At 34.1% G+C, this 17,798-nt stretch carries 9 protein-coding genes; 8 read left to right on the forward strand and 1 reads right to left on the reverse strand.

Annotation, left to right across the window (positions count from 1 at the left end):
* The first annotated feature begins 150 nt into the window (after nt 1–150).
* The 5 genes from JHL18_RS03865 to glf all read left to right on the forward strand — a co-directional run bounded on the left by JHL18_RS03865 (nt 151) and on the right by glf (nt 8,883).
* Entirely contained in the window at nt 151–2,598 is a 2,448-nt protein-coding gene (locus JHL18_RS03865) for a glycoside hydrolase family 3 C-terminal domain-containing protein (protein WP_200266321.1), read from the forward strand.
* Nucleotide 2,599: 1 nt separating this feature from the next.
* Nucleotides 2,600–3,244, forward strand: coding sequence for a hypothetical protein (locus JHL18_RS03870; protein ID WP_338025441.1), 645 nt, complete (start codon nt 2,600–2,602; stop codon nt 3,242–3,244).
* Between the two features lie 562 nt (nt 3,245–3,806).
* Complete coding sequence (locus JHL18_RS03875; protein WP_200266323.1) at nt 3,807–6,224, forward strand: beta-glucosidase family protein; 2,418 nt, start codon at nt 3,807–3,809, stop codon at nt 6,222–6,224.
* A gap of 111 nt (nt 6,225–6,335) precedes the next feature.
* Nucleotides 6,336–7,352 carry a glycosyltransferase family 2 protein gene (locus JHL18_RS03880; RefSeq protein ID WP_200266325.1) on the forward strand — a complete coding sequence of 339 codons (1,017 nt, stop codon included), beginning with the start codon at nt 6,336–6,338 and terminating at the stop codon, nt 7,350–7,352.
* 421 nt (nt 7,353–7,773) lie between these two features.
* Nucleotides 7,774–8,883, forward strand: a complete 1,110-nt coding sequence (gene glf, locus JHL18_RS03885) for a UDP-galactopyranose mutase (RefSeq protein ID WP_200266327.1) — start codon at nt 7,774–7,776, stop codon at nt 8,881–8,883.
* A 71-nt stretch (nt 8,884–8,954) separates the two neighbouring features.
* Here the strand turns inward: glf and JHL18_RS03890 are convergent, their stop codons facing one another.
* Nucleotides 8,955–9,830 carry a MurR/RpiR family transcriptional regulator gene (locus JHL18_RS03890; RefSeq protein ID WP_200266329.1) on the reverse strand — a complete coding sequence of 292 codons (876 nt, stop codon included), beginning with the start codon at nt 9,828–9,830 and terminating at the stop codon, nt 8,955–8,957.
* 379 nt (nt 9,831–10,209) lie between these two features.
* On the opposite strand from JHL18_RS03890, the gene JHL18_RS03895 reads away from it, so the two are divergent.
* The 3 genes from JHL18_RS03895 to JHL18_RS03905 all read left to right on the forward strand — a co-directional run bounded on the left by JHL18_RS03895 (nt 10,210) and on the right by JHL18_RS03905 (nt 17,668).
* Nucleotides 10,210–11,685, forward strand: coding sequence for a family 1 glycosylhydrolase (locus JHL18_RS03895; RefSeq protein WP_200266330.1), 1,476 nt, complete (start codon nt 10,210–10,212; stop codon nt 11,683–11,685).
* A 121-nt stretch (nt 11,686–11,806) separates the two neighbouring features.
* Nucleotides 11,807–12,643: a Cof-type HAD-IIB family hydrolase gene (locus JHL18_RS03900; RefSeq protein ID WP_200266331.1), complete on the forward strand. Its 837-nt coding sequence runs from the start codon at nt 11,807–11,809 to the stop codon at nt 12,641–12,643.
* Between the two features lie 423 nt (nt 12,644–13,066).
* Nucleotides 13,067–17,668: a PA14 domain-containing protein gene (locus JHL18_RS03905; RefSeq protein WP_200266332.1), complete on the forward strand. Its 4,602-nt coding sequence runs from the start codon at nt 13,067–13,069 to the stop codon at nt 17,666–17,668.
* Nucleotides 17,669–17,798 lie beyond the last annotated feature (130 nt).

Raw genomic sequence — 17,798 nt, forward strand, 5'->3', positions numbered from 1 at the left:
CAGAAAGTCAGGCTGCCTTGAGACAGTCTTGGCTAAGGATTATCACTTCTATCTGAAATCTATATTTAAAACTTCACCCAGTTCTGATATGAAAAGTTGAAAATGTAGATTTCAGTATGAAGTGGTTTATCTATCTGGATAGGTGAAGATATGAAATATGCAGAAATAATAAGTCGTATGACTTTAGAAGAAAAGGCATCATTAACATCCGGTAAGGATTTTTGGCAATCCATGGATATTGGGCGTTTAGGTATAGGTAGCATGTTTCTAGCTGATGGTCCTCATGGTATTAGAAAACAGGCAGCAGCTGCTGATCACTTGGGGCTTAATCCAAGTATCCCAGCTACTTGCTTTCCAACGGCAGCTACGGTTGCAAATAGTTGGAATGAAGCTTTGGGAGAGGAGATTGGAGAATTTCTTGGAAAAGAAGCTGTTGCGCAAAAGGTAAATGTACTGTTGGGGCCAGGGGTTAATATGAAGAGAAACCCTTTGTGTGGAAGAAACTTTGAATACTTCAGTGAGGATCCATATCTTGCCGGTAAGATAGCAGCGGGCTATATAAGAGGTATTCAAGCGCAAGGAATTTCGGCATGTGTTAAACATTTTTGTGTAAATAATCAGGAAGAAAGACGTATGGCAATCGATACAGTAGTTGATGAGAGAACTCTTAGAGAAATCTACTTAACAGCTTTCGAAATTGCGGTGAAGGAAGGTAGGACCAAGTCTATAATGTCCTCCTATAACAGACTAAATGGTAGCTACACAAATGAAAATATTCATATTATGCAGGATATACTTCGAGGAGAATGGGGCTTTAACGGCGTTGTAGTTACAGACTGGGGAGGAAGCAATGATCGTGTAGCAGGGTTGATTGCTGGAAACGAACTTGAAATGCCGACAACAGCAGGGGAGACTAATGAAGAAATAATCGAGGCTGTTAAAAGTGGAAGACTCAAAGAAGAAGTTTTAGATCAATGTGTTGACAGATTACTTGAGCTTACTTTTACAACTGAAGAGGTATATAAAAAATCTCAAAAAGAGTTTAGTAAAGAGAAACATCACAAGATGGCACAAAGAGTGGCAGAAGAATCAATAGTGATGCTTAAGAATGAAGAAAACATATTGCCAATAAAAAAAGGTACAAAGCTTGCAGTAATAGGGGACTTTGCAGAAAAGCCAAGATATCAAGGGGCAGGCTCCTCTATAGTAAATCCAACTATTTTGCATAATGCGTTAGATTGTTTCAAAGAAGCTGAATTTAATAGTATAGGGTATGAACCTGGTTTTGAGCGCTATGGAAAAAAGAATAAGAAAAAAATAGAGAAGGCATGTGAACTTGCTAAAAAAGCAGATGTCATCCTTTTATATATTGGACTAGATGAGGCTACTGAAGCTGAAGGTCTTGATAGACAAAATATGAAGATACCAGAAAATCAAGTAGAGTTGTTAAATGCATTGTATGAGGTTAATCAAAATATCGTGGTAGTATTGTCCTGTGGTTCTGCAGTAGAGATGCCATGGATTAAAAAAGTAAAAGGATTGCTCCATGGGTACTTAGGTGGTCAAGCTGGGTCAAGAGCTATGCTTAGAGTATTGGCAGGTGATGTAAATCCATCAGGTAAGTTAGCAGAGACATATCCAGTTCACTATGAAGATACTTCTTCCTTTAACAATTTCCCAGGAAAGGAAGTAAGCGTTGAATATAGAGAAAGTATTTATATTGGATATCGTTACTATGATACTGCAAACATTGAGGTTCTTTTTCCATTCGGATATGGATTAAGTTATACAACCTTTGAGTATTTAGACATAAAGGTTAGCGAAGATAAGGTTACTTTTAAGATTAAAAACTCTGGTAGTGTAGCGGGAGCGGAAGTTGCACAGCTATATGTAGGTTGTAGCTCTAATGAGATTTTTAGACCTAAGAAAGAGTTGAAAGGCTTTGCAAAGGTGTTTATAAATCCTGGTGAAACTAAAACTGTGACCATAGCTTTTGATGATAAAACCTTCCGATATTTTAATGTGAAAACAAATAAATGGGAGATAGAACAATCAGATTATAAGATTATGATTGGTGCATCAAGCAGTGATATAAGGCTGATAGATAGTGTTTTTATTGAGGGCACCGATGCTCCTAATCCATATAACAAAGAGCTACTTCCATCCTACTATTCAAGTAAGGTAAGCAAGGTTAATGTGGAGGAGTTTGAGAAGCTACTTGGTCATAAGGTTCCTGCTTCAAAATGGGACAAAACGAAACCTCTTGGATATAACGATACTATTGCTCAATGTCAGTATGCAAAGGGATGGTTTGCAAGATTTGCATTTTACATGATTAGCTTTGCATATTGGTTCTTAAGAAAAATAGGAAAAAGAATGACTGCTAATGTAATAATGATGTCCATATACCATATGCCATTTAGAGGAATAGCAAGGATGACAGGCGGAGTTGCAAACATGCCAATGGTCGATGGAATTTTGATGATAGCGAATGGTCACTTCTTTAAAGGCTTAAGTCATTTATTAAGAGAAAGAAATAAGCTAGTAAAGAAAAATAAAAGTAATGAAGCAATAGCAGAAGTTGTGAAGGAGAGTTAAGATGAGCAACGAAAAGTTAAAGAATAAAAGTATGTTTGCGCCTATTATAGATTTATGGACAAAATATAAGACAAAACATCCTGGTACAGCACAGTTTTTAGTGTTTTTTATGTTAAGTAATGGAATAACAGTTTTGCAAATGGTTTTGATGCCTTTATTTAAAGAGATACTTGGATGGACTACATTGGCAGATACAAACTTTCAAATACTACAAGTTGGTCATAATTTTGATGGAAGTGCTTACTATGTATTTAATTATGCAGCTGGTTCAATTTCCTCAGGAGGAGGGGGAGGATTAGCATACTTCCTTGCAGTTCAGATAACAATGGCTATTGCACAGATTATCAACTTCTTTGCTCAAAGGAATATAACCTTTAAATCTAAAAGTAACATATGGAAGTCTGCTTTTTGGTATGTAGTAGCTTATATTGTAATATCTATAGGTGCAGCTGCACTTCAAGGACTTTACAAAGCTCCTATATATAATTTGTTGATGAATACATTTGGAATGGGATCAGTTGGTGAGACTATAGCAGACTTTATAACAATGATTATAAACTGTGCAATTTCCTTCTGGGTATTCTTTCCGATATTCAAGATAATATTTAAAGATAATACTGAAGAGAAAGTTGCGGGTGCAAGGTAGTAATAACATAATAATATTTAAAGCTTATATTAAAGCGATCCCCTTTGCTTGATTAGAGATAGATTTAGTTATGAGATATTCATTGCAACCCAATAAGATTTAAGCAGTATTTATCAAGTAAACAAATATGAAAAACAGTTTCAGGTGTAACTTGGAGCTGTTTTTCGTAAATAATATGATGAAATTCATTAGGAGAATTACAAAGTACACTGACCTTATTTACTTTAAGTGTTAATACTTGATGATGTTGGTGTTTTAAATTATAATGGTTCTAAATGGTATAATTTACTTTAAAAAGCCTCTTTGGTAGGAAACTTTTTAAAGTAAATTCAATCTTCAAGATATAAGATCTGTCATAAAATATTTAGTCTGTCAGGATGCAACATAACTTTTTATATCAAAGCTTATGAGTATCATTTTCTGATATTGAGTACAATTAAGATCTTTAAGGCTATTTATAGATAACAACGCATTAGACAACAAATAGATTTCAAAATTGAGTTAGATGTTTCGGCGGTAGTTGTTTTTTTGTCTGCTGTAAATATCAAAAGAGGAATAGAAGATGAAGTATAGAGAATTAATTAAAAAAATGACTTTAGAAGAGAAAGCGTCTTTAATGTCAGGAAAAGATTTTTGGCAGACTCAAGAGATAGAACGTCTTGGAATCAATAGTATGTTTCTTGCTGACGGACCTCATGGTATAAGAAAACAAGCAGTGGCTGCAGATCATCTCGGACTTAATGTTGGGATTCCGGCTACATGTTTTCCTACAGCTGCAACAGTAGCAAATAGTTGGAATGAAGAGCTTGGTGAGAGAGTAGGGGAATATCTAGGTGAAGAAGCAATCTCCCAAAAGGTTAATGTGCTTCTAGGACCAGGTGTTAATATGAAGAGAAATCCTCTGTGTGGAAGAAACTTTCAATATTATAGTGAAGACCCATACCTAGCTGGAAAGATGGCTGCAGGATATATAAGAGGAATTCAATCTCACGGAATATCAGCATGCGTAAAGCATTTTTGTGCTAACAATCAAGAAGAAAGACGTATGGCTATAGATACTATAGTTGATGAGAGAACCTTAAGAGAAATCTATTTGACTGCATTTGAGATAGCTGTTAAAGAAGGAAGAACTAGGGCCATAATGTCTTCCTACAATATGATCAATGGCACTTATACCAATGAAAATATGCATTTGATGAGAGATATTCTAAGAGGTGAGTGGAATTACAAGGGGTGTGTTATTACTGATTGGGGTGGAAGCAACGATCGTATAGCAGGATTACTTGCTGGAAATGAATTAGAGATGCCAACAACAGCGGGAGAGACCAATGAAGAAATTATTAAGGCTATAAAGAGTGGAAAAATTAAAGAAGAAGTGCTAGATGAATGTGTTGATAGACTACTTGAACTTATATTTACTACTGAAGAAGTTTACAAGAGACCCCATATAGAATTTGATGTGGATAAACATCATAGAGTAGCACAAAAGGTTGCAGAAGAGTCTATAGTTCTGCTTAAAAATGAAGAAAATATACTTCCTCTTAAATACGGTAAAAAGGTTGCTGTGATTGGTGATTTTGCAAAGAATGCTCGTTATCAAGGAGCTGGCTCTTCTATAGTAAACCCAACCATACTAGATCACACAATGGATTGTTTCAATGAATCAGGAATAATCAGTATTGGATATGAACCTGGTTTTGAACGTTATGGTAAGAAAGATAAGAAAAAAATAGAGAAGGCATGCGAGCTTGCAAGAAAAGCAGATGTTATTCTTTTATATATAGGATTAGACGAAGTTACTGAAGCTGATGGTTTGGATAGACAAAGTATGAGCATTCCTGAGAATCAAATAGAACTTTTGAATGCATTATATACAGTTAATTCAAATATTATAGCAATTTTGTCCTGTGGCTCTGCGGTGGAAATGCCTTGGATAAGTAAGTTAAAGGCTGTGCTTCATGGATACCTTGGTGGGCAGGCAGGATCTAGGGCTATACTTAGAATATTATCAGGTGATGTTAATCCATCTGGAAAACTAGCAGAAACTTATCCAATTCGTTATGAGGATACACCATCGTTTCATAACTTTCCAGGTAAAGAGGTTAGCGTAGAGTATAGGGAAGGAATATATATTGGTTATCGTTATTATGATACGGCTAGTGTTGACGTGCTATTTCCTTTTGGATATGGATTAAGCTATACAACCTTCGAGTATTCAGATATTCATGTTAGTAGATATGGAGCGACTTTTAAATTAAAGAATTCGGGCAATGTTGCTGGTATGGAGATTGCCCAATTATACATAGGATGTAAATCTAAAGAGATCTTTAGACCAAAGAAAGAATTGAAGGGATTTACAAAAATATTCATAAATGCTGGAGAAACAAAGACTGTAACTATACCTTTTGATGATAAAACTTTTCGTTATTTTAATGTTAAGACTAATAAGTGGGAAGTTGAAGAGTCAGAGTATGAAATAATGATAGGCGCATCTAGTGATGATATTAGAGTGAAGGATACTATTTTTATTGAAGGTACAGGAGCACCGCTTCCATATGATAAAGCTGCTCTTCAATCGTATTATTCAGGAAAAACCAATAATGTCACTGTAGAAGAGTTTGAAAGATTAATTGGACGAAAGGTGCCTGTTTCAAAATGGGATAGATCAAAACCATTAGGATATAACGATACTATTGCTCAGTGTCAGTATGCAAAGGGTATATTTGCAAGATTTTCATATTATATGATTGTTTTTGCATACTGGTTCTTAAGGAAGATCGGTAAAAGAAGTACAGCTAATATTATTATGATGTCTATATATCATATGCCTTTTAGAGGAATAGCTAGAGTAACAGGCGGTGTAGTTAATATGCCTATGTTAGATGGTATACTTATGATGGTAAATGGGAATTTCTTTAAGGGTTTGGTACATTTATTAAAAGAAAGAAATAAGAAGCTAAAGTCACCAAAAAATAAATAAGCAATGTACTTAAACATTGTGTTAAAATCTATATAGACAAGCGTGAAGTATTTTAATAAGTAGTGAAAATAACAAAAGTTAATTATAAAAATTAGTAGAGGTAGTGTGAGTATGAAATTATTATCAGTAGCAATTCCTTGCTATAATTCACAAGAATATATGAGAAACTGCATAGAGTCACTATTGCCTGGAGGAGAAAAGGTTGAATTGCTTATCGTAAATGATGGTTCGTCAGATAAGACTGCAGAAATTGCAGATGAGTATGCTGCAAAGTATCCGACTATCGTAAAAGCAATACATCAACCAAATGGTGGGCATGGAGAAGCAGTGAATGCAGGCATTAGAAATGCATCTGGATTATATTTTAAAGTTGTAGATAGTGATGATTGGGTAAATGCTGAAGCATATAAAAAAATATTAAAGTCATTGGATGATCTCACTGACAATGAAACTATAATTGATATGCTTATAAGCAATTTTGTTTATGAGAAAGAGGGCGCAAAAAAGAAGAAAGTCATGAAGTATGAAAATGTACTTCCAGAGGAGAAAGTTTTCACTTGGGATGATATAAGGAACTTTAGAAAAGGACAATACATACTGATGCATTCTGTTATCTATAGAACACAACTCTTAAGAGATTGTGGATTAGAACTACCAAAGCATACTTTCTATGTGGATAATTTATTTGTATATGTACCACTAGAGCATGTTAATAAAATATATTATATCGATGTTGATTTTTATAGATATTTTATAGGCAGAGGAGATCAGTCTGTTAACGAAAGTGTAATGATCAAGAGAATTGATCAACAGATAAAAGTAAACAAGCTTATGATAGAGCAGGTGCAGTTAGATAATATAAGAAATCTAAAGCTTAAAAAGTATATGTTTAATTACTTAGAAATAGTTACTGTAGTGTCCACCATACTTTTAATACGCTCAGGTACAAGAGAGAACCTAGAGAAGAAGAGAGAGTTATGGAGATATATCAAGGAAACAGATATTGAGCTTTATAATAATCTCAGATACGGTTTTATGGGAGGTATAATGAACCTTCCAGGTAAATTAGGACGTAGTATTGCTGTTGGCGCATATAAAATATCTCAAAGAATTGTTGGCTTTAATTAAAGAGTTCCTATGTGGAAAATTAATTTATGCTTGCTCGAAAATCACGTATTAAGAGTATTGGACTCGTATAACTTGATAGTTTATCTAGGAACTATATGGTAGTATATACTTATGTTAGAAAAGTTTAATTGAACAATAATGGCATAAAGTAAATAATAATAAAATATCTTTTCATGATCAAATAGAGACAACTCTAAAATTGTTTTCTAAAGCTTAGCCTGATTGTCAGCGGAGACTTTAAAAATATAAGAGTTTTCTTAAGGATAAGATCGTGGAAAGATATTTTTGTGATATAGATAAAGTAAAATAATTTAAATAAAGGAAGTATATAAGTTATAATTAAGCATATAAGGTTTTTAATTTCAATGCAGTGCTTCAACTCACCTAGTAAATAAATGAAGTGTTTAGGAGAATGAATTTTATGAATAAAAAATATGACTTTTTAATTGTAGGAGCAGGATTGTATGGTTCTATTTTTGCTCATGAAGCCAAAAAGGCTGGTAAGACATGCTTGATTATTGATAAGCGTAATCATGTTGGTGGAAATATATACACAGAAAAAATTGAAGATATAAATGTACATAAATATGGAGCTCATATATTCCATACTAACAATAAGGAAGTATGGAATTACGTAAACCAGTTTGCTGAGTTTAATAGATATACTAATAGTCCAGTGGCTAATTATCATGGAGAAATCTATAATCTGCCTTTTAATATGAATACCTTCAATAAGATGTGGGGAGTTATAACTCCAGCTGAGGCGAAAAAGAAAATAGAGGAACAGCAAAGTGCTAATTATATTGAAAATCCACAAAATCTAGAAGAGCAGGCTATCAATTTAGTTGGAGTGGATATATATGAAAAACTTATCAAAGGATATACAGAGAAGCAATGGGGACGTCCTTGCAATGAATTGCCAGCTTTTATTATTCGCAGACTTCCAGTGAGATTTACCTATGATAACAACTACTTCAATGCAGATTTTCAGGGGATACCAGTAGGCGGATATACTTCTATGATTGAAAGAATGCTAGAGGGAACAGAGGTAAAGCTTAATGTTAATTATCTTAAGGACAAAGAACAATGGGATATGGTAGCAGATAGGGTAGTTTACACAGGACCAATAGATTCATATTTTGATTATAAATTCGGTGTTTTAGAGTATAGAAGTGTAAGCTTTGAAACAGAAGTTTTAGATATGGAGAACTTTCAAGGGAATGCAGTAGTAAACTATACTGACAGAGAAACTCCATATACACGTATCATAGAACATAAACATTTTGAGTTTGGAAATCAACCTAAAACTGTTGTGAGCCGCGAGTATAGTGTGGAATGGGAATTAGGTGATGAGCCTTATTATCCTGTAAATGATGAGAAAAATAGCGCGCTGTATGAAAAATATAGAGAGGCAGCAGAAGCTGAAAGCAAGGTTATCTTCGGCGGTCGTTTAGGTGAGTATAAATATTATGATATGGATAAAGTTATAGAGGTGGCATTACAAAAAGTTAAGGAAGTTTTGGGAAAATAAGTAGCATATATTTAAGAAACTGCTGCAATTAGTTTATTCTAATTGCAGCAGTTTCTTTGTGTAAGCTTATTTTATTCTTTTATTAAGTTAATAGTTGAAAATCGTGGGTCTATCTTTTTAGAAATATTAGTTTTGTATTCTAGATTATAATCGTAATTAATTTTGAATAAACAAGAGTATAAAATATCTAAAATCAAATGAATAGAGTCATTACTTGAATACGTTGCAATCTTTGAATAAAGTTTTTCTCTTGTAGATATAGAAAAAGCACAATCACCAAAGGATCTTAAGGTGTTTTCACCAATACTTGTAAGTACAATTATAGGTGTATTTTTATTTTTTAGCGTTTCTGCGATTTTTAAAACCTCTTCGTTTTCTCCTGAATAAGAGATTAATATAGCACAATTTTTAGATGAGGAATTTGAAGCTACAACCATCTGCTCGCCGGGTAAATTCATGATTTCAACATGACGATTTATTCTAAGCATTTTATGTTTAAAATCATAAGCCATAAGTAGTGAATTACTACTGCCATATACATTAATCATTTGAGCTTTATTTAGTAGATCTACCGCCTTCTTTAACTCATCATTCTTTAAAAGAGAAAGCGTATCTTCGATACTATTAGCTGCTAGATGTGCAACCTTTGAAGCAACATTTATAAAAGAATCATGAGCTTCAAATGGAAAGTTTGGATCAACATCAGAAAAATGATTGTTTAAGTATTGAAGTTCTTCAATATACTTTTCTTTAAGTTCATTCCATCCACTGAAACCAAGTTTTTGAGATAGACGAACTACTGTTGATGGGGAAGTATAAGTTGCAGTTGCCAAGTCTTTAGTAGATAGATTTTCAATATTTTCTTTTTCATTAAGAATATAATTAGCAAGAATTTCTTCTGATTTTGATAGAGAATCTATAGATTCAAGTTTATTTGAAATTAGCATAAGTACATTCCTCTTTTCAAAATATGTAAGTATATAAAGATGAACCACTTCAATCCGAAATCTATTTTTAAAACTCTCACGGGTTTTGGTGAGAGAATTTAAAAATGATAAGTTTTATTACGAAGTGGTACATAAATAGGAATAGAATTTCATCATTTTATATAAAATACCTAAGAAAAATGAAATCGCATTCTAATATATAATCAAAATGTTTAAATTATAATGTTTCTTATATATGATTATATCATAAGAGAAAAATTTATCTAAAGCTGTACCAGTTGTAAAGCAAAATGTTGAATATATCAATTGGTATACCTATTATTAAGGATTAACTGAAAATGTACAAACATAGTTGGAATAAAGAGAGGAGACAATCAATATGGGATTTAGAAAAGGTTTTCTATGGGGAGGAGCTACAGCTGCTAACCAATTTGAAGGTGGATACTTAGAGGATGGTAAGGGGTTAAGTACTGCTGATGTAATGACTAATGGAAGTCACACTTCAGCTAGAAGAATAACTTATACTATGCCAGATGGAACAAAGAAATCTCAGCCGGTTTTTCCTTTTGAATCAATTCCTGATGGTGCAGTGCTAGAATGTCATGAAGGAGAGTACTATCCAAGCCATCAGGCTATAGATTTCTATCATCATTATAAAGAGGATATAGCATTATTTGCTGATATGGGCTTTAACTGCTTTAGATTATCTATAAACTGGGCAAGAATTTTTCCAAATGGAGATGAAGTTACACCAAACGAAAAAGGTCTAGAGTTTTATGATAATGTTTTTGATGAATTGTTAAAGTACGGTATTGAACCAGTGGTTACTATATCTCACTATGAGACTCCACTTGGTCTTACAAATAAGTATGGTGGATGGCTTGACCGAAAAGTTATAGATTTCTATGTTAGATATTGTGAAACTATCTTTAATAGATATAAGAATAAAGTTAAGTATTGGATGACTTTTAATGAAATAAATATAATGGATCATATGCCTACTTTTGCAGGCGGAGTTATAAAGAATGATGCACAATCAAGAGCACAAGCTGTTTATCATCAATTCTTAGCGAGTGCAAAGGTAGTACTATTAGGACATGAAATCAATCCAGAATTCCAGATAGGTATGATGACTGCTTATGGTTCTACTTATGCTCTTACTTGTAATCCAGAGGATGAAGTGAAATTAATGAAGAATGATCAACAGAGACATTTCTTCTCAGATGTACAATGTAGAGGATTTTATCCAGAGTATAAGTTGAAAGAATATGAAAGACTAGGGGTTAAACTTCATAAGGAAGTTGGAGATGATGAGTTACTAAGAAAAGGCACAGTAGATTATATAGGCTTCTCTTACTATTCTAGCTCAGTAGTTAGTTCTGACAAAAATAAAAGTGTAACAGATGGAAATATGTCTACTTCAGTTTTAAATCCTTATCTAAAGGCAACAGATTGGGGCTGGCAGATTGACCCTGTAGGTTTAAGACTTGCCTTGAATAGATTACAAGAGAGATATAACTTACCATTATTTATAGTTGAAAATGGTATGGGGGCAATAGATAAGGTAGAAGAAGATGGAGCAATTCATGATAACTACCGTATTGATTATTTAGCTAGGCATATAGAAGCTATGAAACAAGCAGTAGAAGAAGATGGGGTTGACTTAATGGGATATACTCCATGGGGATGCATAGATCTTGTTTCAGCAGGTACTGGTGAGATGAGAAAACGTTATGGATTCATATATATAGATAAGAATGATAATGGTGAAGGTCCACTTACTAGAAGTAGAAAAGATTCATTCTATTGGTATAAAAAAGTAATTGGTTCAAACGGAGAAGATTTAAGCTTCTAGAATTATATGATGAGTGGTATCAAGTGATATCACTCTTTTTTCTTTTTTAGAAAATATCAAGTTTTAGCACAATTTATTGTGTACAATAAAGACAACTGGAAATGAAAGAGGGGAAACTTAAATGGGATATAAATTAATTGCTTGTGATATGGATGAAACCTTATTAAATGATGATCATGTAATCTGTCAAAGAAATATTGATTTTATAAAGAGAGCAAAAGAGGAATATGGAGTGAAGTTTGTTCCAGCTACAGGGAGAGGATATAACTCTATTCAGAGGGACTTAAAGATATTAGATCTTTATGATGAGCCAGGTGAATATGTGCTTTCCTTTAATGGGGGAGCTTTAACTGAAAACAAAGGAAATAAATTGCTTCAATTTAAAGGCCTAAACTTTAACAAGATGAAGGAAATCTTTGAGTACGGTTTGACCAAGGATGTCTGCATACATGTATATACAAAGGATAAGCTGTATATCTATAATTTATCAGAGAGCGAGAAAATAAGAGTTGAACGTCAAAAGTTTGAATGCACTATCATGGAAGAGAATACAGTAGACTTTTTGGAAAACGAATTAATTGCTAAGATCTTATATCAAAATATTGATGTGCCATACTTGATGTCCTTAGAACCAGAGATGCAGGAAATAGTAAAGGGCTCATGTTCAGTTAGCTACTCCTCAAATAGATATATGGAATTCAATTCTTTAGGAGTGGACAAGGGTCAAGGCTTAGTGGATTTAGCAAGAATACTAAACATAGATATAGAGGACACTATTGCAGTAGGAGATAACTATAATGATATGGCCATGCTAAATATGGCTGGTTTATCTGTTGCTGCAGGCAATGCTGTTGAAGATGTGAAAAAGGCTTGTGACTACACTACAAAGGCTGATAATAACGAAGGTGTTGTTGCAGAATTAATAGAAAAGTTTATTTTTAAGACAAGTTCATTATAAAGATTAAGGTCGTGCATTAGGAGAGCAAATCTCTTTATAATGCACGGCTTTTTTATATTGACAAATATAAATTGAAATTTAAGTGTTTATACTTTGAGCATGTACGGGTTTAAGGCTAAAGCTATATGGAAGTAGTAAACACATAATTTACTAAGTTTGTTTACTGAGTTGAACTATAATATAAGAATTGTAGCAAAAGTATACAAAATTAATGAATAGTACAAATACACTATGAAAACGTTATGATACAATTTTTCTGTAGTGAGAAACAAAATAAAGATTATAAGTGACTAATATTTCAATAATTTAAGGATGAAGTTCAGCACAGTAAGGCAGTAATACCAACAATACTTAAAAAGGAGGTGCCTTAAGAAATTTATAAAAGTCAAAAAATCTTAGAATATAGATAGGGGGATATAGGGTTTGAGAAGAAAAGTGTATAGCAAATTTATGAAGGTATTATCAATTATGATGGCTCTTCTTTGTGTATTGACTACAAATCCAAGTTTAGCAAAAGCAGCCTCAATTATTCAGGATGAAGAAGTAGCTTACCATGGACTTAAAGGTGACTACTATAAATGCAGTTCTACAACTGCAGCAGATTTTTCAGCTTTGGTATCTACACATATAGATGAGAATATAAATTTTTATAGTTCTTTCACAGATATACTTAAAGCACGCACAGGCCAAACTGAAGGTTGTGCAGTAAGATGGACAGGCAAAATACTACCTAAATATAGTGAAGATTATACTTTTTATATGATAGGTGATAATGGCTTTAGGTTATGGGTAGATGGAAAATTAATAATTGACCACTGGGTAAATGACTGGGAAGTTCCTCAAACTAGTAGTAAGATAAGTCTTAAGGCAGGAGTTCAGTATGATTTTAAGTTAGAGTATTTCCAGGCAACAGGTGGAGCAGACTTAAAGCTTCAATGGTCAAGTGCAAGCCAGCCAAAGCAAGTTGTACCAGTAGAATGTTTTTATCAGCCTAATGGTAGTAATGTGCCTATAGTAACCTCTTCTGTAGAACCAGTTACAGGAACTTGCCAGCAATATGCGCACCCAAATCTACCTAGTACTGTAAATGTAAATTATAGTGATGGTACAAAGAAGCAACTTCCTGTAGCTTGGGATTTTAGTGATACATCGTTGTTCTCAAAGGTTGGGACTGTAGTAGTTACTGGAACCGTATCAGGAACAACAGCAGAAGCTTCAGCTACTGTAAAGGTTACTGCATATGAGAAGTGGGAAAAGCAACAGGCGCCTTTAATGACAAAGTGGGCAGCAGAGGTAACCCCTGATAACGCTCTTCCAGAGTATCCAAGAATGCAGATGCAGAGAGCTGATTGGCAGAATCTAAATGGCTTATGGCAATTCCAGGAGGGAACTGCAAGCGATTCAGTTCCAGTTGGAAAGGATTTAACAAGGAAAATACTTGTTCCATATCCTATGGAATCAGCCTTATCAGGAATAATGACTCATTATGATTATTCATGGTATAGAAGATTATTCACATTACCTCAAAATTGGAATGGCAAAAAAATAATCATAAACTTTGGTGCCGTGGATTGGCAATCAGAGGTGTTTGTAAATGGTACAAGTGTAGGAATTCATAAGGGTGGTTATGATCCATTTAGTTATGATATTACTCCATATCTAAAGGGAACAGGAGAACAAGAGTTAATTGTAAAGGTATATGATCCAACAGATGCATTAGGAGAACCAAGAGGAAAGCAAACCTTGCATCAAGGTGGAATCATGTACACATCAACTAGTGGAATTTGGCAGACTGCATGGCTTGAACCAGTTGCAGCAGCTTCAAATATAGAGAATTTAAAGATAGAACCAGATGTAGACGGAGGTAAGTTAAAGCTTACGGTAAATACAGCAGGAGCAGCTGAAGGAACTGTGGTTACAGCTACAGCTTATGATGGAACAACTGTGGCAGGAAAGGTTGAGGGAAGCGCAAATACTGCTTTGTATATTCCAATTCCAAATGCTAAGTTATGGTCTCCAGATAATCCTTTCTTATACGATCTTAAAGTTGATCTAAAGAAAGACTCTACAGTTATAGATACAGTAAAGAGCTACTTTGGAATGCGTAAGATAGCTGTTAATCAGGTAAATGGAGTTAATAAAATATTCTTAAATAATAAAGATACGTTTATGATGGGACCTTTGGATCAAGGTTTCTGGCCTGATGGACTTTACACAGCTCCAACAGATGCAGCTTTAAAGTTTGATATAGAACAGGAAAAAGCTTTAGGATTTAATATGGTGAGAAAACACATAAAGGTAGAACCAGCTCGTTGGTACTACTGGGCTGATAAGCTAGGAATCCTAGTTTGGCAGGATATGCCTTCTGCTGATTCTTATATGAGTAATCCTCCTCCAGTAGATAAGCCACAATATGAATTAGAACTACAACGTATGGTACAGACTCACTGGAATAGCCCATCTATTATCATGTGGTGTGTATTTAATGAGGAGCAAGGTCAATATGAACCAGCTCGTATTGTAAGTATAGTAGCAAATCTTGATAAGTCAAGACTTATAAACCAAGGAAGTGGAGGACCATATGCTAATGCAGGAGATATTTATGATGTTCATAGTTATCCACCTCCAGCGTGTCCTAGCAGTACAACCCAAGTTAATGTTTGTGGGGAATATGGAGGTATAGGCTTTAAGATTCCTCAGCATCAATGGAATGAAGCTCTATCAGCAAGTTATATTATGGTAAATAACTCTGATGAATTGACTAATCTATATGACGTATATGCTAATAACTTACTATCCTACAAGACCAATAATGGCTTAAGTGCAGCAGTGTATACTGAGATAACTGATGTAGAAAATGAAGTGAACGGTTTAATGACTTATGACAGACAGATGAAATGCGACGTAAATAAGATTAAGGCTTCCAATGAAAAGGTTGTTAATAAACTTTCTTATTATAATGAAGTATTACCTACTTCAAAATCACAAAAGCAGACTTGGAAGTATACTACAACTAATTCAGCAACAGATTGGTATTCTTCAAACTTTAATGATTCTCAATGGACTTCAGCTCAAGGAGGATTTGGTACAACAATCACTCCTGGAATATCAATTGGAACTAATTGGAGTACATCAGATATATGGATGCGGAAGAGTTTTAATCCTGGAAATCTTACAACTGAAGACATCAATAGCTTATGCTTTAATCTTTTCCATGATGAAGATTGCGAGATTTATATAAATGGAATTTTGGCAGGAAAAGCAACAGGTTACTCTACAGATTACGTATTACTAGATATGAATGATGTTGCTAAGAAAGCAATAAAAATTAATGCAGACAATGTTATTGCAGTACACTGCCATCAGATAACAGCAGGACAAGGAATAGATGTAGGAATAGGAAAGAGAGTGCTTACAGATAAGCCTATAACCAGCACAGCCTTTAAGGACAGTTTTGATAATGGCACTGCAAGTCAGTGGAATATCTTTGGAGGAAATTGGTCTGTAGCAGATGGAAAATATATAGTTCAAGCAAATGGCGGTGGAAAAGCCATAGCACAAAATACAAACTTCTATGACTTCACCTATGAGACAGATATAACACTAGGGACTATTCAACCTAACAACAATGCAGGGGTATTGTTTAGAATAAGTAATCCAGGAGTAGGAGCTGATAGCTATAAAGGCTACTATGCTGGACTTGGAAAGAATGGAGATGTTACTGGAGTAGTACTAGGTAAATCAAACGGTTCTTGGACCTTTTTAGATACTAAACCAATGACTATTGAAGCAGGAAAGAGCTATCATATGAAGGTAGTTGCAATTGGATCAAGTATAAAAGTTTATGTAGATAATATGGATACTCCTATAATAGATAAAATTGATGCAAGCTACATTTCTGGAGCTATAGGCTTAAGAACTTGGTATGTTGATGCTAAGTATGATAATGTTTCTGCAGCCACTTATGTTCCAAAGCACACGGAGGCAGCTTTAAGTGATTTAAAGGTTAATGGAAGCACAATAGCTGGCTTTAATGAAAACACAACTAATTATAGTGTAGAACTGCCTGCTGGAACTAAGGTAGTACCAGAAATAAATCCAGTGGTAAAGGATACAGATAAAGCAGTGGCTGTAGTAACAAAACCAGAAGCATTACCAGGTACAGCTAAGGTGGTAGTAACAGCAGAAGATGGTGTGACAACTAAAGACTATACTATTAACTTTACAGTAGAAATTCCAAAGGATACAGATGCATACTTGAAGAATATAAGCATAGATGGAAAGGTTTTAGAAGGCTTTGATCCGAGTAAAAAAGCATATACCATTACATTACCTTCTGGAACAACAAAAATTCCTGTGGTTTCTGCAGAGGCAGCAAAGGCTATAGAGACAGTGAAGATAACTCAAGCAGGTACTGTAAATGGAACTGCTACTATAAAAGTAACAGCAGAAGATGGGGTTACTACTAACGTTTATAGTGTTAAGTTTGTAGCTGCTTCTAAAAATGATGCTACCTTAACTAAAATAACTGTTGATGGTAAGGCAATTACTGAGTTTAAAGGTGATTTGATTACTGTGGTAAGCATACCATATACAACTAAAGAGCCTGTTATAACGGCTACTTCAACTGATGCTAATGCAAAAATAAATATAAAACAAGCTGGTTGTTTGAATTCTTTTGCAGCAATTCATGTAACTTCTGCTGACGGAAGAAACCATAGAATCTATACCTTGTATTTTAAGATCTTACCAAACACAGATGCAGCTCTAAGCAGAATATGTGTGGGAGATAAAGAAATAGATAATTTCAAGCCAGAGGTTTTGGATTACACTTATAAAGTACCTTTTGGAACAAATAGAGTACCGTTGGTTTCTGCAAAGGTTAATGATCATAGAGGTATAAACGGTGCAGAGCTTATGATAAAGCAAGCTTGCAAAGTAGGAGAGAAGGCTGTAATAACTGTGACAGCAGCAGATGGAAAGACTATAAAGAAATACACTGTTACCTTTGTTGCAGGGCAGTAACCTGAGTTAAGTTAAAGGCTACTAATAATTTTAAACGACATAAAGACTTCTAAATAATTTATAGAGATTAATAAAGATAATTGGGAGTATAGATATTTTTGTTGAATAAACATATCTATACTCTTTTTTG

The organism is Clostridium yunnanense, assembly GCF_016595795.1.
GTDB lineage: Bacteria > Bacillota > Clostridia > Clostridiales > Clostridiaceae > Clostridium_AR > Clostridium_AR yunnanense.

Bases quoted from the DNA above. Each gene is read 5' to 3' on its own strand.
- JHL18_RS03875 (WP_200266323.1), top strand. From the start codon at position 3,807: ATGAAGTATAGAGAATTAATTAAAAAAATGACTTTAGAAGAGAAAGCG.
- JHL18_RS03865 (WP_200266321.1), top strand. From the start codon at position 151: ATGAAATATGCAGAAATAATAAGTCGTATGACTTTAGAAGAAAAGGCA.
- JHL18_RS03895 (WP_200266330.1), top strand. From the start codon at position 10,210: ATGGGATTTAGAAAAGGTTTTCTATGGGGAGGAGCTACAGCTGCTAAC.
- JHL18_RS03870 (WP_338025441.1), top strand. From the start codon at position 2,600: ATGAGCAACGAAAAGTTAAAGAATAAAAGTATGTTTGCGCCTATTATA.
- JHL18_RS03880 (WP_200266325.1), top strand. From the start codon at position 6,336: ATGAAATTATTATCAGTAGCAATTCCTTGCTATAATTCACAAGAATAT.
- glf (WP_200266327.1), top strand. From the start codon at position 7,774: ATGAATAAAAAATATGACTTTTTAATTGTAGGAGCAGGATTGTATGGT.
- JHL18_RS03900 (WP_200266331.1), top strand. From the start codon at position 11,807: ATGGGATATAAATTAATTGCTTGTGATATGGATGAAACCTTATTAAAT.
- JHL18_RS03890 (WP_200266329.1), bottom strand. From the start codon at position 9,830: ATGCTAATTTCAAATAAACTTGAATCTATAGATTCTCTATCAAAATCA.